A 17,430-nucleotide genomic window follows, 5' to 3' on the forward strand; every position below is an offset into this window, starting at 1 on the left:
TCTTTTGAAGCACTGTATTGCACAAGGTAATTCCCCTTATGAGGTAGGCCCAGTACTGCCAACGGAGACAGTATATAAAAATTGTCCTGCATCAGGATTGCTAATTTACGCCAAAAACCATAGATTTCGCAATATTATTCCAAAAAAAATACCATTTGAGCAATTTTATTTTTCCTCTATTCTTAAGTTATAAGATGAGCACCAAAATAATCAAAAAAACCGCAATTTTAAACCTGTTGAAAACCCGAAAGAAGATCGAGAAAAGCCCGCGTAAAGCCAGCAAAAAATAATCCAAGGAGCCTCATCCATGATAAAACTTGACCGTACCGACCGCCGTATTTTAGAAGCCTTGCAGGAAGACAGCCGTATCAGCAACCAAGATCTAGCAGAAAAAGTGGGGCTATCGCCATCACCTTGCTCTCGTCGGGTAAAGCAATTGGAAGATGCAGGGTTTATCGAACGCTATGTGGCTCGCTTAAACCGCTCTAAACTGGATTTAAAGCTGACGGCATATATTCAGATCGCTTTAGATCGACATACACCAGATCGATTTGAGGCTTTTAACAACGTCGTCACTCAATGCCCTGAAGTCGTGGAATGCCATCTGGTCACAGGGCAAAGCGCAGACTATACCGTGAAGGTTGTTGTGCCGGACATGGAATATTTTCAGGCTTTTTTGCTGAATACGATTACTCAAATTCCCGGGGTTACCGGCGTACGTTCCAGTTTTGTAATGAAACGTGTTGTCGATACCACCGCCGTTTCACTACAGCATCTGGGATAAGCTTAGATCGTTACTTATTATATGCCTAAAACATCCCTTAAAGTGGGTATTTAGGGTAGAATGCCGCCTTTTGTCGCTATCTTTAGTTTTAGCTAACAACTTTCTCCTTCCGCTTATAAGCCGTCACAGGAACCTGATATGTCTGAGTCAAAACCGCCCAAGTCATCTAACGTACCCAACCCTTGGATGAAGGCTAAAGCGATGCAAAAGAAAAAAGTGACCGGCCTGCATCCAAGAAATCCCCATCAAGGCAATGACTCTCACAACAAGTATGACTTTCACCGCCTGTGTCAGCTGGTGCCTGAGCTAAAAGAAAAGCTAACAACGACACCACGCGGTGATACGTCGATCGATTTTAGCGATCCTGTGGCCGTAAGGGATCTTAACCGTGGTCTTTTATATCAATTCTACGGTATTCAATACTGGGATATTCCTGCGGGTTATCTTTGCCCTGCGGTGCCGGGGCGTGCGGACTATATCCATAATGTTGCTGATCTGCTGATGGCCTCAGGCCAACGCAGGGAGCCGCCTAAAGGTAAAAAAATTAGCGTATTGGATATCGGTGCTGGCGCTAACTGCATTTACCCTATTATTGGTAGCCGAGCTTATGGCTGGTCGTTTGTCGCGGCGGATTCTAACGCGGTGGCTTACAACACAGCGAAGCAACTCGTAAAAATGAATCGCAACTTGTCGGGGCGCATCCGTTGTCGTAAGCAGCTTGATGAGCAGCATATTTTTCACGGTATCATCCAGAAGAAAGAGGTGTTTGATCTCACCATATGCAACCCTCCATTCCATGCCTCGGAAGAAGACGCTCAAGCCGCCAGCCAGCGCAAGGTAGACAATCTAAACAAAGTCGATAGAGACGTGGATACGGATACCCCTCAAAGCAAAGCCACCCTAAACTTTGGCGGCCAACAGCCAGAGCTTTGGTGTGAAGGCGGAGAAATGGGTTTTCTCAACACCATGATCACCGAAAGTAAAGACTTTGCGGGTCAATGCCTATGGTTTACCAGCTTGGTATCCCGCAAAGAGCATATCCCAGAATTACAACAGCTTTTAGCAGACGCTGGTGTTGCCCAAGTTAAAGTGCTGGAGATGGCTCAAGGCAATAAAATCAGCCGTATCATCGCTTGGAGCTTTTTAACCTCCGAAGAGCATCTAGAATGGTCAGAAATCAGTTGGGATGCCCCCCTTGGACAGATAAGAGATGCCGCTGAGCTTGGTGATGGTGGTGATGAAGAGCTTGATGGTGATGATAAAGCGCTAGACGCTGAAGACCTTGAACAGGACGATCTAGAGCCAAACAATGATTGATGATCCACTGTTTTATCTGGTGGCTATTCCTGCGGTATTAATCGTCGGAATATCAAAGGGAGGTATGGGCGGTGGCTTAGGTATGGTCGCCGTGCCGATTCTTTCACTGGCGATCCCCCCTTTTCAGGCCGCTGCCATTATGCTGCCGATTCTGTGCGTTATGGATCTGATTGGGCTGTGGGGGTTTCGCGGCCATTACGATAAAACGAACTTAAAGATTATTCTACCGGCAGCCATCGTCGGCATTCTATTAGGCGCGCTAAGTTTTAGCCACCTAACCGAGAATCATATCAAGCTGATGATCGGCTTAATCGCAACGCTTTTCACGCTCAACTACGGCTATCAAAAGCTACGAAAAGCCCCAGAAAAAGTAACCCAAGCCAACCGGCTAAAGGGAAGCTTTTGGGGAATGTTGGCAGGCTTTACCAGTTTTAGTGTTCATGCTGGCGGCCCGCCCATGAATATCTATATGCTACCGCAGAAGCTGGATAAAACGCTCTTTGTCGGTACAACGGTGATCTTCTTTGCTGTCGTTAATTTTACCAAATTGATACCCTACGCATGGTTAGGGTTATTCGACAGTGCCAACCTGATGACCTCGCTGATGCTGCTGATTTTTGCCCCGATAGGGGTTTACTTTGGCATGTACCTGCATAAAAAAATCAATGACTTCTGGTTCTATATGGCCTGCTACGGACTACTGTTTATTACCGGCATTAAACTTATCGTAGAAGCCATTTAATCTAATAGAGATAGAAGCTATTTAGATAGAAGCCATTGAAATCATACCTGCAAGAATGCTCGCCAGTCATCATCCAAAGATTGCATATTTTGATGGCGGCGAGACTCCAAATGACCTTGGCGATCTTCCTTAGAGGCAAATGGCCCTGTATGGCACCAGTTGCAGTACCGATCCGATACCGGTTCGCCCACAGAATGCGTTGGGGCGGTTAATTGCGCCATAAGCGCCTCCGGTGCAGGTTTAACACTCCAATAATAGGTCGTGCCCTTGGTGCCTCGAATCTGTTTATCACGATCCACATTACGAATGCGATAGCCGGTAAAACGCTGTTGATCAAAGGGGCATTGCCCCAGTAGCTGCACCGCTTGTTTTTGCTGCGTCATCAAATCAAGATGAATGCCGCACTCTAAATCCCATTGGCTATAGGGTTTAAGATCTTTTGAGCTAATCAGCGCCAACTGCGCACCGTCTGGATCAAGAAAAAAGTCAAACCCGTGCTTGAGATACAAACGCAGCAAACGGCGATTCAGTAGATTGGTACTTAAGCCACCGGCCCGCTCAAAATCTGCTTTGCTGGTAAAGGAAGGAATCAGCGGAAACTGAAAGATTAAAGCATCAAACTGCCCCTTTAGCGTATCCGCCCAAGTAGAAGCATCGGTAATATCCAAGCCGGTATACGCCGCAACACCCTTCTGCTTAAGCTCATTAAAGGCACAGTCTTGATATTTGGCCAGCAGCAGGGCTTCACTATCAAGTACGCTGGCCGTGACAGAACCTTTTTTAGCAGCCAATCCTTTGGCGTTCGGCTCTAATAGCAAAGGGCTCTCTAATAAGAAAGAATCTGCCAGTGACAATGAAAAAGAGAGGTCGCCATCCCCGATGGTAAGAACACGCCAAGTTGGATCAAGATACATGCACAACAGCCAAATAATAGATAAATAGAATCATTAAAAAGCAGGCGAGTCTATCAGACATTGATTAAATGTCGACTAGGGAGCAGGCTAAAAACGAATATCCCAGTCTGTCACTTCGCCTTGCCAATAACTGAGCCACTGCTTATCAATAATCCAACCGGCCTCTGTTGCATGGGGTAATAGCATTCCCCCGGCTCGCCGGTAGTCAGAGAAACGACTTTCCCATGGTGCATAAATAGATTCGCCATTGTAGTTCTGCCGGTAACGCTCCTCTGAGGACGCTTTGATGATTCTAAACTCGTCATCAAAAGTGAAGATCACGCTTACCGTCAGCCCGTTGTCAATTAATGTTGCTTGGGCAGAGCGATTATTAATGGCTTGCCAGTGAACCCCTTGGGAGGGTAGCAATCGCGTAGGAAACCAAGGGGCTTCAGCTAGAAAACGAATTAACTCCCCTTCTGCCAAAGCCCTTGCATCATCCGTTTCTGCAACGGTGATCAAGCCCATTATTTTGGCATGTAACCAGCCTCGGCCACTGCGATAACTATTAATAACGAAAGCATTAATACTGGGGGCCAGACTGACCTTCGCTTGCCAGATAAAGCCCGGCGAATGCATGATGACATCCTGCTGGGCCGTAAACTGTTTCCAAGCAACCCCGTGGTATAAAAGATTAATCCTACCGGCTTGCCTCAGGGTAAGGTCTCGAATTAAAGGCTGTTCTGGGACAAGCGTTTGCTGAAAATAGCGCTGAACCGGCTCAGGTAATCCCTTCAGTTCATGCTCTGGGCGATAGACACTCGATTTTGAAATCTCGGTGAGATCGGGGATTGGCTTGTAAAAATCCTGAACGAGCTGTTGGCTTCGTCGTTGCCATTGAGACTGGCAACCCATGAGAAAAGCAAACACGATAAATAGCGTCGCGAAAAAAATTCCCGCTGCTTTAAACCACATCCTTGTAGTGCTCCCTTGTCTAAATAGTGATAGCCATAGCCAAGCGAAAATACCGGCCTTTGGCTATGGCTAGAGTGCAGCGCACTAGATTAGCAATTTAACCGTTACCTATTGTGATATTTTTTGTGTCTTTTCGTGAGAGGAGTGCTTTTATACCTCGGAATAGTCGGTTATTGGCAAAGCCGTCACCCAGCACCAACATACACGGGGTTAAAAACAGGGTTAACACCGTGGCAAATGTTAATCCGCCAGCGATGGCACTTGAAAGCTGCATCCACCATTGTGTTGAAGGTGCGCCCCACCCTAAAGCATGATCCATCAGGTTAACGTTAACCCCTAAAACCATAGGCATAAGGCCCAATACCGTGGTTAATGCTGTTAGCAGTACCGGTCGAAGACGCATACATCCCGTTTCTAATGCGGCTTCAACCGCCCCTAAACCATCGTGTCGAATGCGGTTATAGGTATCGATCAAGACAATATTGTTGTTCACCACAATACCCGCCAAGGCGATAATCCCCATGCCGACCATCACAATACCAAAGGCTTGCCCTGTAATTAATAAGCCTAATAACACCCCAGCGGTTGAGAAGATAATGGCTGAGAGCACCAGGAAAGTCTGGTAGAGGCTATTAAATTGAATAATCAATATCAACATCATCAAAAGAATCGCCACTAGAAACGCACTCACCAAAAACACCATAGACTCTTTCTGATCAGCGTCTTCACCACCAAAGGTAACGGTGATATTACTGGGTAGTTCACCCATACGAGCCTTTAATGCAATAAGGCGCTCATTAACCTGCTCACCCTCCTGAACATCGCCGGAGATAGTAATGGTGCGCTGACCATCAAGGCGACGCAAAATGCCCGTTTTTGGCGCAGGGGTTAAGGTGACAAAATTGCTTAGAGGCACCAGACCAAAGGGTGTATTTAAGCTTTGCCGATTCAGTTGATCTAGGGTACGGGCGTATTCTGGCAAACGGATGCGAATATCCACCTCATCACTGGCGCCTTCAGGCCGATAACTCGCAAGTTTTAGTCCATTACTAACCAGTTGAACCGCGTTACCCACACTAGAAACCGTTGCACCATATTGCGCAGCTTTGGCTCGATCCACCTCAAAGCGCCATTCGATACCGGGTAGCGCTCGGTCATCGTTCACATCGGCAAAACCACCCAGCTCATCCATGATGGTTAACGTTTGCTCAACGGCCGTGTCAATCTCTTCTGGACTACTGCCACTAATACGAACTTCCACAGGCTTACCGGATGGCGGGCCACCCTCTTGCTTACGGAACTCCAATACAACACCGGCAATATCTTGGGTACGCTCACGCATATCATCCAGAATGGCATTGGCAGGGCGGCGCTGCTCCCAATCGGTAAAGCTGAACTGCACCACGCCGATCACATCTGGCGCTAGCTGACCACTGGGAGCCGCAAACGAGCGAGCATACAAGGCTTCAACCTCAGGCATACCATAAAGCCGAGACTCAATTCTCTGTAGCAGTGCATCTTTTTCGTAAACCGAATAATCCCCTAATGTGCGTACCTGCAACTGAGCGGATTCCGGTTCAACAGCGGGGAAAAACTCGACACCATGATTAAACTTACCATAGGCCGCATAGATCACCGCCATTAAGGCAAGCATCGCCACAAGCGTACTGGACGGGAAGCGCAAACAAAAAGCCAATACACGGCGATAGACTCGCCCTGGGGCGCTTTGATATTGAGCATGGTTCATGTCGATATCGCTAACCGCTGACCGCCCCTTGGTCGCGGCCTGTTCTCGTTTCCCGAACACTTTACCCATCACCGGCAGAAAGATCAGCGCCATCGCCAACGATGCAAACAGGCAGATCATAACGGTGGCGGGCAGGTATTTCATAAACTCGCCCATGACACCGGGCCAGAACAGCAGCGGCAGGAACACCATAATCGTGGTCAAGGTTGAGGCAATAATCGGCCAAGCCATACGACTGGCCGCATGGGCCCAAGCATCTTGACGGGAGAAGCCCTCTTTCTGGTGTCGATCAGCCAATTCCGAAACAACAATGGCACCATCAACCAACATTCCAGCCACTAAAATCAGTGAGAATAGAACGATAATATTCATGGTAAACCCGAGGGAGGACACCACTAAAATACCGGTTAGAAAGGCCCCTGGAATGGTCAGCCCTACAAGAAAAGCGGCCCTAGCCCCCATCGCTGCGAGCATAATAATCAGCACCAAAATAACCGCGGTCATTACATTGTTAAGCAGATCAGAGAGCATACTTTTCACTTCTGAAGACTGATCCATCAGATAGCGCACTTCCAGCTCTGGCGGCAATAAAGGCTTAGCCGCCTCAAATAGCCCTCGTACCTTGTTTACGGTATCAATAATATTGGCACCGGAGCGTTTCTTAATCTCCAACACCACGCCGGGCTGCCCATTAATACGAGCAAAGCCGGTGGGATCGGTAAAGGTTCGGCGAATAGTCGCAACCTCTTTGAAGGTGATGACCTGCTGCCCTGAAACCTTAATCGGCATATTCATCACGTCATCAAGGTTTTCGATCACACCGGGGATTTTAAGGGTCATACGCCCAGCCCCACTATCTAAACTGCCTGCGGCAACGAGCTTATTGTTGTTACTGACCAAGCTATAAAGATCCGCATAATCCAAGTTGTAGCTGTCCATCGCCTGAGGATCGACCACAATTTCCAGCAGGTCTTCTCGGTCTCCGGCGATATCGACCTCTAGAACCTCTGGAATACCTTCAATCTCTTGTTTTAAACGACGGGCAATAAAAATAAGATTTTTTTGATTCACCGGCCCTGATAAACCCACTGACAGCACAGGGAACAGGGCAACGTTGATCTCATGAACCGTTGCTTCATCGGCCTCTTCAGGCAGCTTAGACTGAGCACTATCAACCTTTTCACGTACATCTTGCAGCGCTGTTTTAGGATCAAAGCCCGCATCAAACTCTAAGGTGACAGAGGCATGGCCTTCCCCCGCCACAGAGGTCATTTTCTTAATACCCTCTAATGAGCGCAGCTCTTGCTCCATCGGGCGGGCGAGTAAACGCTCAGAATCCGCAGGGCTGATACCGCTTAGGCTCATCGAGACATAAATAATAGGAATAGTGACATCGGGATTGGCCTCTTTGGGGATCGCTTGATAAGCCGCCAAACCGCCAAAAATCAGCATAATTAAGATAAAGAGCGTGGCTCGGCTGCGATCCATAGCCGCACGAATGATGGTTTCCATAATCAGTTAGCTCCGCGCTTGGCCACAACCTTTTGCCCGTGGGAGACAAAGCCACCCCCTAGGCTAATAACCGCCACCCTATCAGGCAGACCTGTCACCCAAGCGCCATCAGTACCTGTGCTGAGTAATTTAACCGTTTGAAACACAACCTGATCGTGCTCATTAACCCACTTAACACCCAGCTCACCTTTATCACCAAGGCTTAACAGTGCAGGGGATAACTGATGCGCTAAAACAGAGCCAAGATGTATATTTAACGTGGCACTGGCCCCAGCGATACGCTGCTTTTCAGGGTTGTTAAACGCGACCTCAATGGGAAAGCTTCGGGTGCCTGTGCTGGCGGCACTGGCGATAAAGCTGACCGTTCCATTCAAACGGCGACCATCTAACAGATCAATATCAACGGACTGCCCAACGGACACGGCAGCAACATCTTGCTGGGGAATCTCTGCCGTTGCTTTTAGGCGATCAATATTCACCAAGCGCGCCCACTCTTCACCGGCATTCATATACTGGCCCAGTTCAGCATCAAGATAATCTAAAACGCCATCAAAAGGCGCCGCTGGCTGAGCATGGTTCAACTGCTGTTGTGCCATAACTTCGCTGGCACGGGCATTCTCTAACTCACTTTCTAAGCGCAAGACTTCGGTTTCGGTTTGCAGCTTGGTCTTGTAGAGCTTACGGGCACCTTCTAATTGTGATTGCTTTAACCGAACACTCGCTTTGGCGCTCTGTAATTGGGCTTGATATTCGGTTTTAGACAGCTGAATCATCCGCTGCCCTTTTTTAATATGATCCCCCTGTGCCACCCAGACGCTTTCAATCGTACCCGCAATTTGTGTCCGTAAAGCCACGCTACGCCAAGGCTCAATTTGTCCCTGCAGCACCGCTTGTCGATCATAGGCCATCGCCTTTGACACTAAGGTTTCGACTTGAGGCAGAGTCACCGGCTCAGCCGCTTTTTCTGTCACCTCTGGGGCTTCGGCCAATGCTGTATCAACTTGAGCCGTTAAAGCCCAACTTGCAAAACCAATAATAGCGACAGCCGCAGCTGCCTGCGAAAACGTTATCTTCACAGAGCGCCTCAATATTTTAGAGCGAAATAACCTAGTGCAACGCACTTTCTCATTCATTCAAACGAAGCCGGTGGCGGGTACTAGGGCAAATTTTGGATAAAGATTAACAAAAACGAATGACTGACGTAACCAAGCATCATCTTAGAGCCAGCAATTACCAGCAATTAAATGCATCAATTTAGATACATTCATTTCGATGCATCAATACTTATCGATAAAATCGATAACAAATATCGACTTTATCCGTTTTTATTGATTTAAATAGACACCCATAATGCAACCTTACTAACAGAGACTGGATGCTCAGACATGCTGCACTTAATTATTATCACTCTATTAGCCATATTTATTGCCAAAACTCCAGTGATTGCAGAACTCGGCTTAGGCAGCCTGCCCTTGGCTATTCTGCTGGGTATGTTATTTGGAGCATCCAGCCGTATGATTCGACGGGGTGAAACAGAATCAGCCCCGAGCAAAAGCAGCCTGTTCTGCCAGCAAAAGCTGTTACGTCTCGGTATTATCTTGCTAGGGTTCAGCCTGACATTTCAACAGGTGGCTCAACTGGGCTGGCAGGCACTGGTTATCGATATTATCGTGATCTGTACCGTACTACTAACCGGTATCACCGTAGGTATTAAAGTCCTCAAGATGGATAAAGAGCTGGCGGTATTAACCAGTGTAGGAAGTGCTGTCTGTGGCGCCGCTGCCATTATGGCCACCGAGCCGGTGGTTAAAGGCGGTCATCGCCAAGTATCCGTTGCTGTTGCGACCGTGGTTCTGTTTGGCACCCTATCTCTAATCGCCTATCCACTATTATTTAATCTCTTACCCATTGCACCAGAGCAGTTTGGTATCTTTATCGGCAGCACCGTACACGAAGTTGCACAGGCCGTAGCCGCAGGGCAAACCATCAGCCCTGAGGCGTTGCAAACCGCCATTATGACGAAGCTTATTCGAGTGATGTGCTTAGCTCCTGTGGTGGTAGCTCTAAGCTTGCTGCTGTTTAGGGAAAAAAACGATCCAGAGGCCACCCACCAAAGGATTCCTATAGCATTCCCTCACTTTATCGGCTTTTTTATCTTGGCCGTTGTTGTTAACAGCCTTTGGGCACTACCGGAAACTCTGCATGAAGGTTTAACCTTTATCAGCCAGTTCAGCTTAACCATCGCTATGGCGGCCATGGGCTTTAACACCCGCTGGAGCACCCTGCGCCAAGCGGGTTTAAAACCCATTATATTAGCGGCCATACTGTTTATTGTGCTTTTTAGTGTTGGCTTAGGATTAAACCTGCTGCTGTATCCTTAAACATTACGGCAGAAAGAGCCAAACTAGCTCAGTACGTGCTTAATCGGGTGCAGAGGCTTTGGCGGAATATCCCCTAAAGCCTCTGCTATCGAGATCTCATTCACGCGGCACATCGCTTCTAGTGGCAAGTGATTGGCACCTTCTTTAGTAAAGGGGTATTCCAACTCTTCGGACAAGGCATCCAAACCAAAAAAACAATACGCCACTAACGTCGTGAAGAAAGGCGTCAGCCAAAGTGCATTTCCCACTAACCCTAATGGCAATAGAAAGCAGTAGATATAAGCCGTTCGGTGCGCCAACAAAGTGAATGCAAAGGGTAGCGGCGTATTGGACAAGCGTTCAATACCCGCCTGAATTCCCGCGAACTGGGTTAGATGCCTATCGAGCATACTCACCGCCACCGTATCCAAGCGCTTAGCGTGGTACTCTGCGGTAATAATGGCTGATATTTCCCGAAGAATCGCATCCGCAGGGCTGCTACAAGCCAACAGTTCGGCGGTTTTTCTCGCCCCTAACAGGTTGGCAATAGCAGGGCCAGAATCAGAACCAGGACGCACCCCTTGGCATAGTGCATGAGAAAAAGCAGCCACCAAAGTGAGTAAATGCCTACGTGCATCTTCAGGCATCAGTAATAGCTCTGTCGCCCGAGCAATCGAGCGTGTTTCATAGATCAAGTGCCCCCAAATTTTCCGCCCCTCCCACCAGCGATCATAGGCTGCATTATTACGAAAGCCCAAAAAGAGAGACAACGCGATACCCAATAAAGTAAACGGCGTTAAGCTAAACTCGGGTAGATCAAACGTATGGTATTGATACACAAAAACGATAGCGGAAGAAAACAGCGCCAGCAGCACCATCTGTGGAAAGACGCGGGGAATAACAGAGCCACGCATCGTAAATAGCAGGGTTAAAAGACCTGCACGTTTCTGCACAATCAAGAGATGCTCCTTATACTACAAAACAAAAGTGGGTAAGATAGCTCAATCTAAGCAAGTTTAGCATTTTACAATTACGACCCAAGCATCAAATAACGTAAGTAATACAATGCTTTATAAGCAAAAACATTGATACGTAAAGTGCCTTTTTATTATTTAAGTTTAAAACAAGGCCCAAGTATGACCCGCATCGCCATCTTTGCTGATATTCAAAACATCTATTACACCACCCGAGAAATTTATGGTCGAGCCTTCGATTACCGCCGTTTCTGGCAACAGATCGAGCACGAAGGCGACATTATCAACGCCACCGCCTACGCCATTAGTAGCCAAGACACCGGCCAGCAGAAATTCCAACAAGCATTAAAACATATCGGTTTTGAGGTAAAGCTAAAACCCTTTATCCAACGTAAAGATGGCTCCGCCAAAGGGGACTGGGATGTGGGGATTACCTTAGACTTGTATGAACAAGCTGCTAAAGTCGATAAAGTAATCTTGCTTTCAGGGGATGGCGATTTTGACCAGCTTCTAACACGGGTCAAACAGCGATTTGATACGCAAACAGAGGTCTACGGTGTTCCCACGTTAACGGCTAATAGCCTGATACAGAGCTGTGATCATTTTCATGAAATAACCGAAGGGCTACTCGTAGCCAAAAGAAACTAGCGAAACGTTTTTAGCGGCCTGCTTTTAGAGCATTCTGATTAACTCAGCAGCCAGCCGTCATCCATCGGCTGGTGCTGATATGCCAAATAACGCGCACCTTGCTAATAAAAAGCCGGCTATGATGCTTCTTGATCAACCGCAACCCATTCTTTTATACCCTTCGCATCTTGCTGGTTAGCAGGCACTTGCTCTCTTAGCACCACAGGCCGTGCGTGCGATCTTGCACGATCACTCAAAAATATAAACACGCCTAATGCAATCAACAAAAAAGCCGTACTGGATATAATTGCAACGGGGTAATAAAGATTACCGGCCAAATCAAACTGGCTATACTTGATCACCATAATCAATCCCTCCAGCGACAAGGCGACACACACCGTACCGATAAATCGCGGAATCGTCCTTCTGAGACTCGCAACAGGGTCCTCATCCTCCGACTCTTCCCCTGAGTACTCTTTATAAATAACAAGGGCTAACTCAAACACCGCCAAAGCAATAATCCCAGTATTAATACTCCCTAGAAAAATCTGCATAAAGCTAGTGCCTTTAGAGAGATGATCAACAATATCGAACAACAGAGATAAAATAATTGACAGTGCTAACATAAAGAAAATTACGGAAAACAACTTAGCAAAAGTTGAGCGTATTAACAGATTTGTTCGCGTATTCATCTGATGATCCTGTGAAAAAAGATACCAATAAAAAAAGAACCACCCTAGCAGGATTAAGACCGGATGAAAAATTCCATTTAATGCAATCTTTCCCGTCACCTGGGACACCCATAATTTTATCTCGGGCAAACTGCTTCAGCTTTCTGAACTGCCCTGCGGTAATCCTCCATAATTTCACCAGTACTTTAAATCTAGATCGGATGGCTAATGACATACGACGAACTTTAGACTCTAAACCAGAGCTGCAATTTTTCCTTTCGCAACCAATTGAGCTCGGATTGAGTCATATATCCAGTTGAATGCAATCGCGTAAAGTACGAAGAAAACAACAATCCCGGCATCCATCACCAATACAGTCCAAAAGCCAAGTTGAAGCACCCACATCAGTAGCGGGAGCGACACCAGCATCAAACCCAGTTCAAAGCCTAAGCCATGCAGAATACGCGTTTTTTTGGTTCTTTTACTGCGGTCAACACCGTAAATCTTATCGTAACCGTAGTTGTAGGCGTAGTTCCATATCATCGCAATCAATGACAAAGATAACGCCAAACCTGCCATTTTCACCACCCCGCCACCCATAATGTAGGTTGCCGCTACGGCCATCAAAATCAAAGCAACTATTTCAAACAGCACCATGTGTAACATGCGTTCTTTATGTGACATCTTTTTTACTCTCTAGTATGTGTTTCTAGGTTCTATGGGCTAATGACTTGGCCGGATAATATCTATTTAAGTGATAATATAAAGATAGTTACCATCACATATAGTGATAACAAGTATTGAGGGATACCAAATGTACAACATAGATCAGCTGAGAATGTTTATGTATGCCGTTGAATTAGGGTCATTTTCTGCCAGTGCCCGCGAGTTGGGCAAGGTGCAGTCGGCGGTGAGCCAAGGCATCAGTAATCTTGAAATCGATTTTAATGTTCAACTTTTTGACCGTTCGACACGCAAACCAACCCTTACTGCGCAAGGTCAGCAGATCTTTAAGCAGGTCAAAGCAATTATTCTGCAGGTGGAAGATCTCAGCTCTTCAGTCAATGCCATCAATAATCAAGAGGAAGGGCTGCTACGTATTGCATTAGATGATGCGCTGTTACTTCCTTCACTGTCTAAGGTGTTGGACAAATTTAGCCAAACATTCCCAGCGACAGAGCTTGAGTTAATGGCCGCAGCGAGTACCGATGTGAATCGTTTGGTGTCACAAGACCGCGCGGATATCGGCCTCATGTTTACCGACCTAGTTTTCCATGCGGACTCCGAACCGTGCTTTATCGGCAACCTACCTTTTGTTCCCGTGTGCCATCCAAGCCATGCTTTGTCTAAGGTGAGTGTTGCTAAGTTGCCTGATTTAATCCCACATCGCCAGCTCATCCTGCGAGGCAACAAAGGTAAGGTGATTGACCATTTTCCGGTGGTAGCAGGCAAGGTGTGGTGGGCGAACAGCTTTGTCGCCATTAAAGAGATGATTGTGCATAGCTCAGTGGGTTGGGCGTATCTGCCACGTTACTTAGTGGAAAATGAAATCCGACACGGCAAACTTAATCAGATTAACGTCTCGTTTGACCATAAAACATGGTCGCCTCCTGTCGATTTGCTGATATCCAAGAAAACGACGAAAGGGCCAGGCTTACTGTGGCTGGAAGAGCATCTCAAAACTTTGCTCGACTGATTTGCCAAAAGAAGTAATTCTGAACACCCTCAAGTACCGGGCTGCAACTGATCCTGATAATTGACCACCATCGACGTTTGGTTGTAGTCGTAGTGCTTGAACCGAGCCATCACCGCCTCCTGCGTTTCAAAACCCGATCAGACCATAGTTCGGGAGGTTTTTCTACAGTCTGAAGCCCGCAGCATGCGCGGCTTTGCAGTGAAGGCGAAGCCGCAACGAAAAAGCCCTCGCCGTCCCTGCGATTGTTAAATTCACTCTTCGACTCTGAGCGTCAGAACCTCGTAACCATCGGAGGTAACGGCGACCGTATGCTCCCACTGAGCAGATAATTTTTTATCGCTGGTGACGACGGTCCATCCATCTTTCTTCAACTTAACCTTAGCCTTACCCTGGTTAATCATGGGTTCTATTGTAAACACCATCCCTTTCTGCAGAACCAAACCTTTACCGGGCAGGCCATGATGAAGAACCTGTGGTTCTTCATGCATTTCTCGCCCAATCCCATGCCCACAATACTCGCGAACAACAGAATAGCCATGTTTATGGGCGTGGCTCTGAATGGCATGACCAACATCACCAAGGGTCGCGCCAGGCTTTACAACCCGGATCCCTTCCCACATTGCCTCATAGGTTTTATCGACCAAACGCCTAGCGATCGGAGTCACGTTACCGATCATGTACATTTTGCTCGAGTCAGCGATAAATCCGCCCTGCTCCAACGTTATATCAACGTTGATAATATCACCGGATTTCAGCTTTTGAGTGGTTGAAGGAACACCATGGCATACAACGCGATTTACAGAGCTATTCAGAACATACTGATACCCGTACTGACCTTTACTCGCTGGTCGAGCATGTAGCTGATCAATGATGAACCTCTCCGCCAAATCATTGATATCCATCGTTGAGACACCAATTTCGATACGGCCATCAAGGTAATCAAAAACCCTTGCCAGAAGCCGACCGGACTCCCGCATTACACTTAATTCTTCAGCACTTTTTAGTTTTATGCTAGCCACCGACAACCTTCCTTAGGTCTACTTCGGCCAGCTTCATTTGGTCTCGCATGATGTCAGAAAAAGTCATGCTGGGATTCGCCTCAGCGAGCATGCCAATCTTTATCCAATACTCAGCCTGAGCATTGATAGAGCGAACCATAACTGAACTCGCCTTGCGAATCTCCCCATGTAGTTCGTCGTCAATCTTAACAATTCCCATAGCAGTCCTTAATATACGATATGTATACGAATCATATATCTCCGATGCCCGACTGGCAATATGGTCAGCGAGGAATTTAACGAGCTTGTAGAAAAACCTGTTGCTAACCCGCTTTTCCCGCCCACAACTCTCTCTCTGTTGTTTATTTTCGATTGTCGTTTTTTTCAGCAACCCTTGCTTGATTCTGTACTTCCGGCCTTTTCAGGCTTTGGTTGTCTGTAAGACCAGTATCCTGCTGCTTTCAGTGTCTGTGGCAAGCATGTATTTACTCTGTTTTACTGGTTTATATGCCCGTATTTTGCCAGTTTTTCTACATTCGACGTTTGGTTGTCGTCGTAGTGCTTGAATCGAGCCATCATCGCCTCCTGCGTTTCAAGACCCGGTCAGATCATAGTTCGGGAGGTTTTTTACAGCCTGAACACCTCAAACATCGGCGCAGCATGGCTGCGTCCGACAACAGCGCTTATGCAATGTTTCCCAATGCTCGGAGGTTAAACGGTATAGCCTCACTGGGCGGTCATGAAATTCCAGCACATCGAAGCTGGAAAACCCCGCTTTCTCAGCGACCTTCAGCGATGCCACATGCTCAGGCTCTATGATCACAATCACTGAATGGAACAGCCCTTTCCCCAAAGCATAATTCAGAACTGCTCTGGCCGACTCAGATGCCAGTCCCTTATTCCAATAGCGCCTAGCGAGTCGATAGCCAAGGTTGATTTCCTCGACATCAGCGACCATCTCTGGCCCAACACCGCAAAAGCCTATGAGTTCAGCAGCTTTTTTATCGATTAGTGCCCATGGCCCCACACCATGTAACTCGTAACAGGCTAAACACCACTCAATGAACTTGCGGGTAGCGGCCTCATCACAAACGCCACGAACCGAGTGTTTCATCACTTCAGGATCGCTGAGAATTTCGGTCAATACGGGAACGTCCTCGAGAGACAACCGCCGTACAATTAACCTCTCCGTTTCACAAATTTGCACCATCGCCCCCTTGGGCTTAACACTTTAATCATAGGTATGCTCATTTCGCCGGTTTCAATAGTCCGTCAAAATTGAGGAAAGGTTCCGATTAGAAAGGAAAAATCCATTTTCTGATCTGACTGCTTCCCTGCTAATTGCGCTTGCACGTTTTCCATAATGTATTGAACTTGCAGCTTATCTAATTTCCTTAATTAGGTAAACCGCGCATTAAGCCGGTCAAGGCGTGCTTGATTACCGAATCGATATCCCCCTGAGAAGGATTTTAGGATAGCTGATACTTGCCAAATCCGGTATCATGCTCGCGCATTTCAAGGTGGTGAGTATTTACACTTCTGTATTCACTCAGCGCCTAAATATCAGCCTTTAGGATTCCGATGAAAAAGACATTTAAGCTCTCTCACCCTAAGATCAAGTATCCACGTTTGATTGAAGCCGCTAAAAACGAAGCAAAAAAATATCAGAAAAGAGAACGCAACAAACCCCTGCCTAAAGGTGCCGATTTCTGGGATTTTGACTGCAAATTTGGTGCAGATGCCGAAAGTGCTGAAGTTATCCATGTTGCAGAAATTAACGATAAGATCAGCATCGTTGAAGCTCAGGAATGGGAAAGTTTCTATCTAGAAATTATCGCTGTACCGTCTAATCGCGTTTTTGTAGAGCGTGAAGAGGAAGAAGTCGAGGTCGTTGAAAGCAGCGAAAGCCTTGATGAAGGTGACGAGCATGAAGAAGGTTTCGGCTTTGACGCTGACGAATTCGAGCGCGAGCAGATGGAAGACCCTTTTGCCGATGATGATGAGTTCAAAGAAACCAAGTAAGAGGCTGAATCTCTAAGCCTAAGTAAAAGATCAAGATAAGCGTAAAATCAGGCTCTTTGAAGAGCTCATTAAGTCCAAAAGCGCTAATAAGCCAGATCCCATGATCTGGCCG

17 protein-coding genes are annotated in these 17,430 nt (G+C 47.0%); 7 read left to right on the top strand and 10 right to left on the bottom strand.

What is annotated here, in order from left to right; genetic code table 11:
• The first annotated feature begins 307 nt into the window (after positions 1 to 307).
• From G517_RS0107330 to G517_RS0107340, 3 genes are all read left to right on the top strand, one after another.
• A complete protein-coding gene (locus G517_RS0107330; protein ID WP_028303873.1) occupies positions 308 to 784 on the top strand; it encodes an Lrp/AsnC family transcriptional regulator in 477 nt (158 codons plus the stop codon).
• Between the two features lie 138 nt (positions 785 to 922).
• Positions 923 to 2,101, top strand: a complete 1,179-nt coding sequence (gene rlmF / locus G517_RS18170; RefSeq protein WP_245543209.1) for a 23S rRNA (adenine(1618)-N(6))-methyltransferase RlmF — start codon at positions 923 to 925, stop codon at positions 2,099 to 2,101.
• Complete coding sequence (locus G517_RS0107340; RefSeq protein ID WP_028303874.1) at positions 2,094 to 2,843, top strand: sulfite exporter TauE/SafE family protein; 750 nt, start codon at positions 2,094 to 2,096, stop codon at positions 2,841 to 2,843. Before rlmF ends, G517_RS0107340 begins: the two co-directional genes overlap by 8 nt.
• A gap of 41 nt (positions 2,844 to 2,884) precedes the next feature.
• Here G517_RS0107340 and G517_RS0107345 read toward each other — a convergent pair whose 3' ends face one another.
• The 4 genes from G517_RS0107345 to G517_RS18180 form a co-directional block, all read right to left on the bottom strand.
• Complete coding sequence (locus G517_RS0107345) at positions 2,885 to 3,757, bottom strand: Rossmann-like fold-containing protein (protein WP_028303875.1); 873 nt, start codon at positions 3,755 to 3,757, stop codon at positions 2,885 to 2,887.
• Between the two features lie 87 nt (positions 3,758 to 3,844).
• Positions 3,845 to 4,711: a DUF6920 family protein gene (locus tag G517_RS18175; protein ID WP_051206196.1), complete on the bottom strand. Its 867-nt coding sequence runs from the start codon at positions 4,709 to 4,711 to the stop codon at positions 3,845 to 3,847.
• Positions 4,712 to 4,808: 97 nt separating this feature from the next.
• Positions 4,809 to 7,970, bottom strand: a complete 3,162-nt coding sequence (locus G517_RS0107355; protein WP_028303876.1) for an efflux RND transporter permease subunit — start codon at positions 7,968 to 7,970, stop codon at positions 4,809 to 4,811.
• 2 nt (positions 7,971 to 7,972) lie between these two features.
• On the bottom strand, positions 7,973 to 9,046 hold the full coding sequence (locus tag G517_RS18180; protein ID WP_036590772.1) for an efflux RND transporter periplasmic adaptor subunit: 1,074 nt from the start codon (positions 9,044 to 9,046) through the stop codon (positions 7,973 to 7,975).
• Between the two features lie 309 nt (positions 9,047 to 9,355).
• Here G517_RS18180 and G517_RS0107365 point away from each other — a divergent pair, with 309 nt between their 5' ends.
• Positions 9,356 to 10,351 (top strand): YeiH family protein, encoded by a 996-nt coding sequence (locus G517_RS0107365; protein WP_028303877.1) that lies wholly within the window; start codon positions 9,356 to 9,358, stop codon positions 10,349 to 10,351.
• Between the two features lie 23 nt (positions 10,352 to 10,374).
• On the opposite strand, the gene G517_RS0107370 is transcribed toward G517_RS0107365, so the two are convergent.
• Positions 10,375 to 11,283, bottom strand: coding sequence for a bestrophin family protein (locus tag G517_RS0107370; protein WP_245543216.1), 909 nt, complete (start codon positions 11,281 to 11,283; stop codon positions 10,375 to 10,377).
• 183 nt (positions 11,284 to 11,466) lie between these two features.
• On the opposite strand from G517_RS0107370, the gene G517_RS0107375 reads away from it, so the two are divergent.
• The gene (locus tag G517_RS0107375) at positions 11,467 to 11,952 is read left to right on the top strand and encodes a LabA-like NYN domain-containing protein (RefSeq protein ID WP_028303879.1); all 486 of its coding nucleotides are present in this window, start codon (positions 11,467 to 11,469) and stop codon (positions 11,950 to 11,952) included.
• A 116-nt stretch (positions 11,953 to 12,068) separates the two neighbouring features.
• On the opposite strand, the gene G517_RS18185 is transcribed toward G517_RS0107375, so the two are convergent.
• Entirely contained in the window at positions 12,069 to 12,623 is a 555-nt protein-coding gene (locus G517_RS18185; RefSeq protein ID WP_245543210.1) for a hypothetical protein, read from the bottom strand.
• A 231-nt stretch (positions 12,624 to 12,854) separates the two neighbouring features.
• Positions 12,855 to 13,286, bottom strand: coding sequence for a PACE efflux transporter (locus G517_RS0107385; RefSeq protein ID WP_028303880.1), 432 nt, complete (start codon positions 13,284 to 13,286; stop codon positions 12,855 to 12,857).
• Between the two features lie 130 nt (positions 13,287 to 13,416).
• On the opposite strand from G517_RS0107385, the gene G517_RS0107390 reads away from it, so the two are divergent.
• A complete protein-coding gene (locus G517_RS0107390) occupies positions 13,417 to 14,298 on the top strand; it encodes a LysR family transcriptional regulator (protein WP_028303881.1) in 882 nt (293 codons plus the stop codon).
• A gap of 251 nt (positions 14,299 to 14,549) precedes the next feature.
• On the opposite strand, the gene map is transcribed toward G517_RS0107390, so the two are convergent.
• The 3 genes from map to G517_RS18190 form a co-directional block, all read right to left on the bottom strand.
• Positions 14,550 to 15,317, bottom strand: coding sequence for a type I methionyl aminopeptidase (map, locus tag G517_RS0107395; RefSeq protein WP_028303882.1), 768 nt, complete (start codon positions 15,315 to 15,317; stop codon positions 14,550 to 14,552).
• Complete coding sequence (locus G517_RS0107400) at positions 15,310 to 15,516, bottom strand: ParD-like family protein (protein WP_028303883.1); 207 nt, start codon at positions 15,514 to 15,516, stop codon at positions 15,310 to 15,312. Before G517_RS0107400 ends, map begins: the two co-directional genes overlap by 8 nt.
• Before the next feature lie 423 nt (positions 15,517 to 15,939).
• Complete coding sequence (locus G517_RS18190) at positions 15,940 to 16,506, bottom strand: GNAT family N-acetyltransferase (protein WP_211224261.1); 567 nt, start codon at positions 16,504 to 16,506, stop codon at positions 15,940 to 15,942.
• Between the two features lie 371 nt (positions 16,507 to 16,877).
• Between G517_RS18190 and G517_RS21040 the strand changes: the two genes are divergently transcribed.
• The gene (locus G517_RS21040; protein WP_245543212.1) at positions 16,878 to 17,318 is read left to right on the top strand and encodes a DUF6172 family protein; all 441 of its coding nucleotides are present in this window, start codon (positions 16,878 to 16,880) and stop codon (positions 17,316 to 17,318) included.
• The last annotated feature ends 112 nt before the right edge of the window (positions 17,319 to 17,430 follow it).

The sequence above is a fragment of the Oceanospirillum maris DSM 6286 genome, assembly GCF_000422865.1.
GTDB lineage: Bacteria > Pseudomonadota > Gammaproteobacteria > Pseudomonadales > Halomonadaceae > Oceanospirillum > Oceanospirillum maris.

Coding starts and splice junctions, on each gene's coding strand:
- rlmF (WP_245543209.1), top strand. CDS start 923: ATGTCTGAGTCAAAACCGCCCAAGTCATCTAACGTACCCAACCCTTGG.
- G517_RS0107375 (WP_028303879.1), top strand. CDS start 11,467: ATGACCCGCATCGCCATCTTTGCTGATATTCAAAACATCTATTACACC.
- G517_RS18175 (WP_051206196.1), bottom strand. CDS start 4,711: ATGTGGTTTAAAGCAGCGGGAATTTTTTTCGCGACGCTATTTATCGTG.
- G517_RS0107365 (WP_028303877.1), top strand. CDS start 9,356: ATGCTGCACTTAATTATTATCACTCTATTAGCCATATTTATTGCCAAA.
- G517_RS0107330 (WP_028303873.1), top strand. CDS start 308: ATGATAAAACTTGACCGTACCGACCGCCGTATTTTAGAAGCCTTGCAG.
- G517_RS0107355 (WP_028303876.1), bottom strand. CDS start 7,970: ATGGAAACCATCATTCGTGCGGCTATGGATCGCAGCCGAGCCACGCTC.
- G517_RS0107345 (WP_028303875.1), bottom strand. CDS start 3,757: ATGTATCTTGATCCAACTTGGCGTGTTCTTACCATCGGGGATGGCGAC.
- G517_RS21040 (WP_245543212.1), top strand. CDS start 16,878: ATGAAAAAGACATTTAAGCTCTCTCACCCTAAGATCAAGTATCCACGT.
- G517_RS0107340 (WP_028303874.1), top strand. CDS start 2,094: ATGATTGATGATCCACTGTTTTATCTGGTGGCTATTCCTGCGGTATTA.
- G517_RS0107390 (WP_028303881.1), top strand. CDS start 13,417: ATGTACAACATAGATCAGCTGAGAATGTTTATGTATGCCGTTGAATTA.
- G517_RS0107400 (WP_028303883.1), bottom strand. CDS start 15,516: ATGGGAATTGTTAAGATTGACGACGAACTACATGGGGAGATTCGCAAG.
- G517_RS18190 (WP_211224261.1), bottom strand. CDS start 16,506: ATGGTGCAAATTTGTGAAACGGAGAGGTTAATTGTACGGCGGTTGTCT.
- G517_RS0107385 (WP_028303880.1), bottom strand. CDS start 13,286: ATGTCACATAAAGAACGCATGTTACACATGGTGCTGTTTGAAATAGTT.
- G517_RS18185 (WP_245543210.1), bottom strand. CDS start 12,623: ATGAATACGCGAACAAATCTGTTAATACGCTCAACTTTTGCTAAGTTG.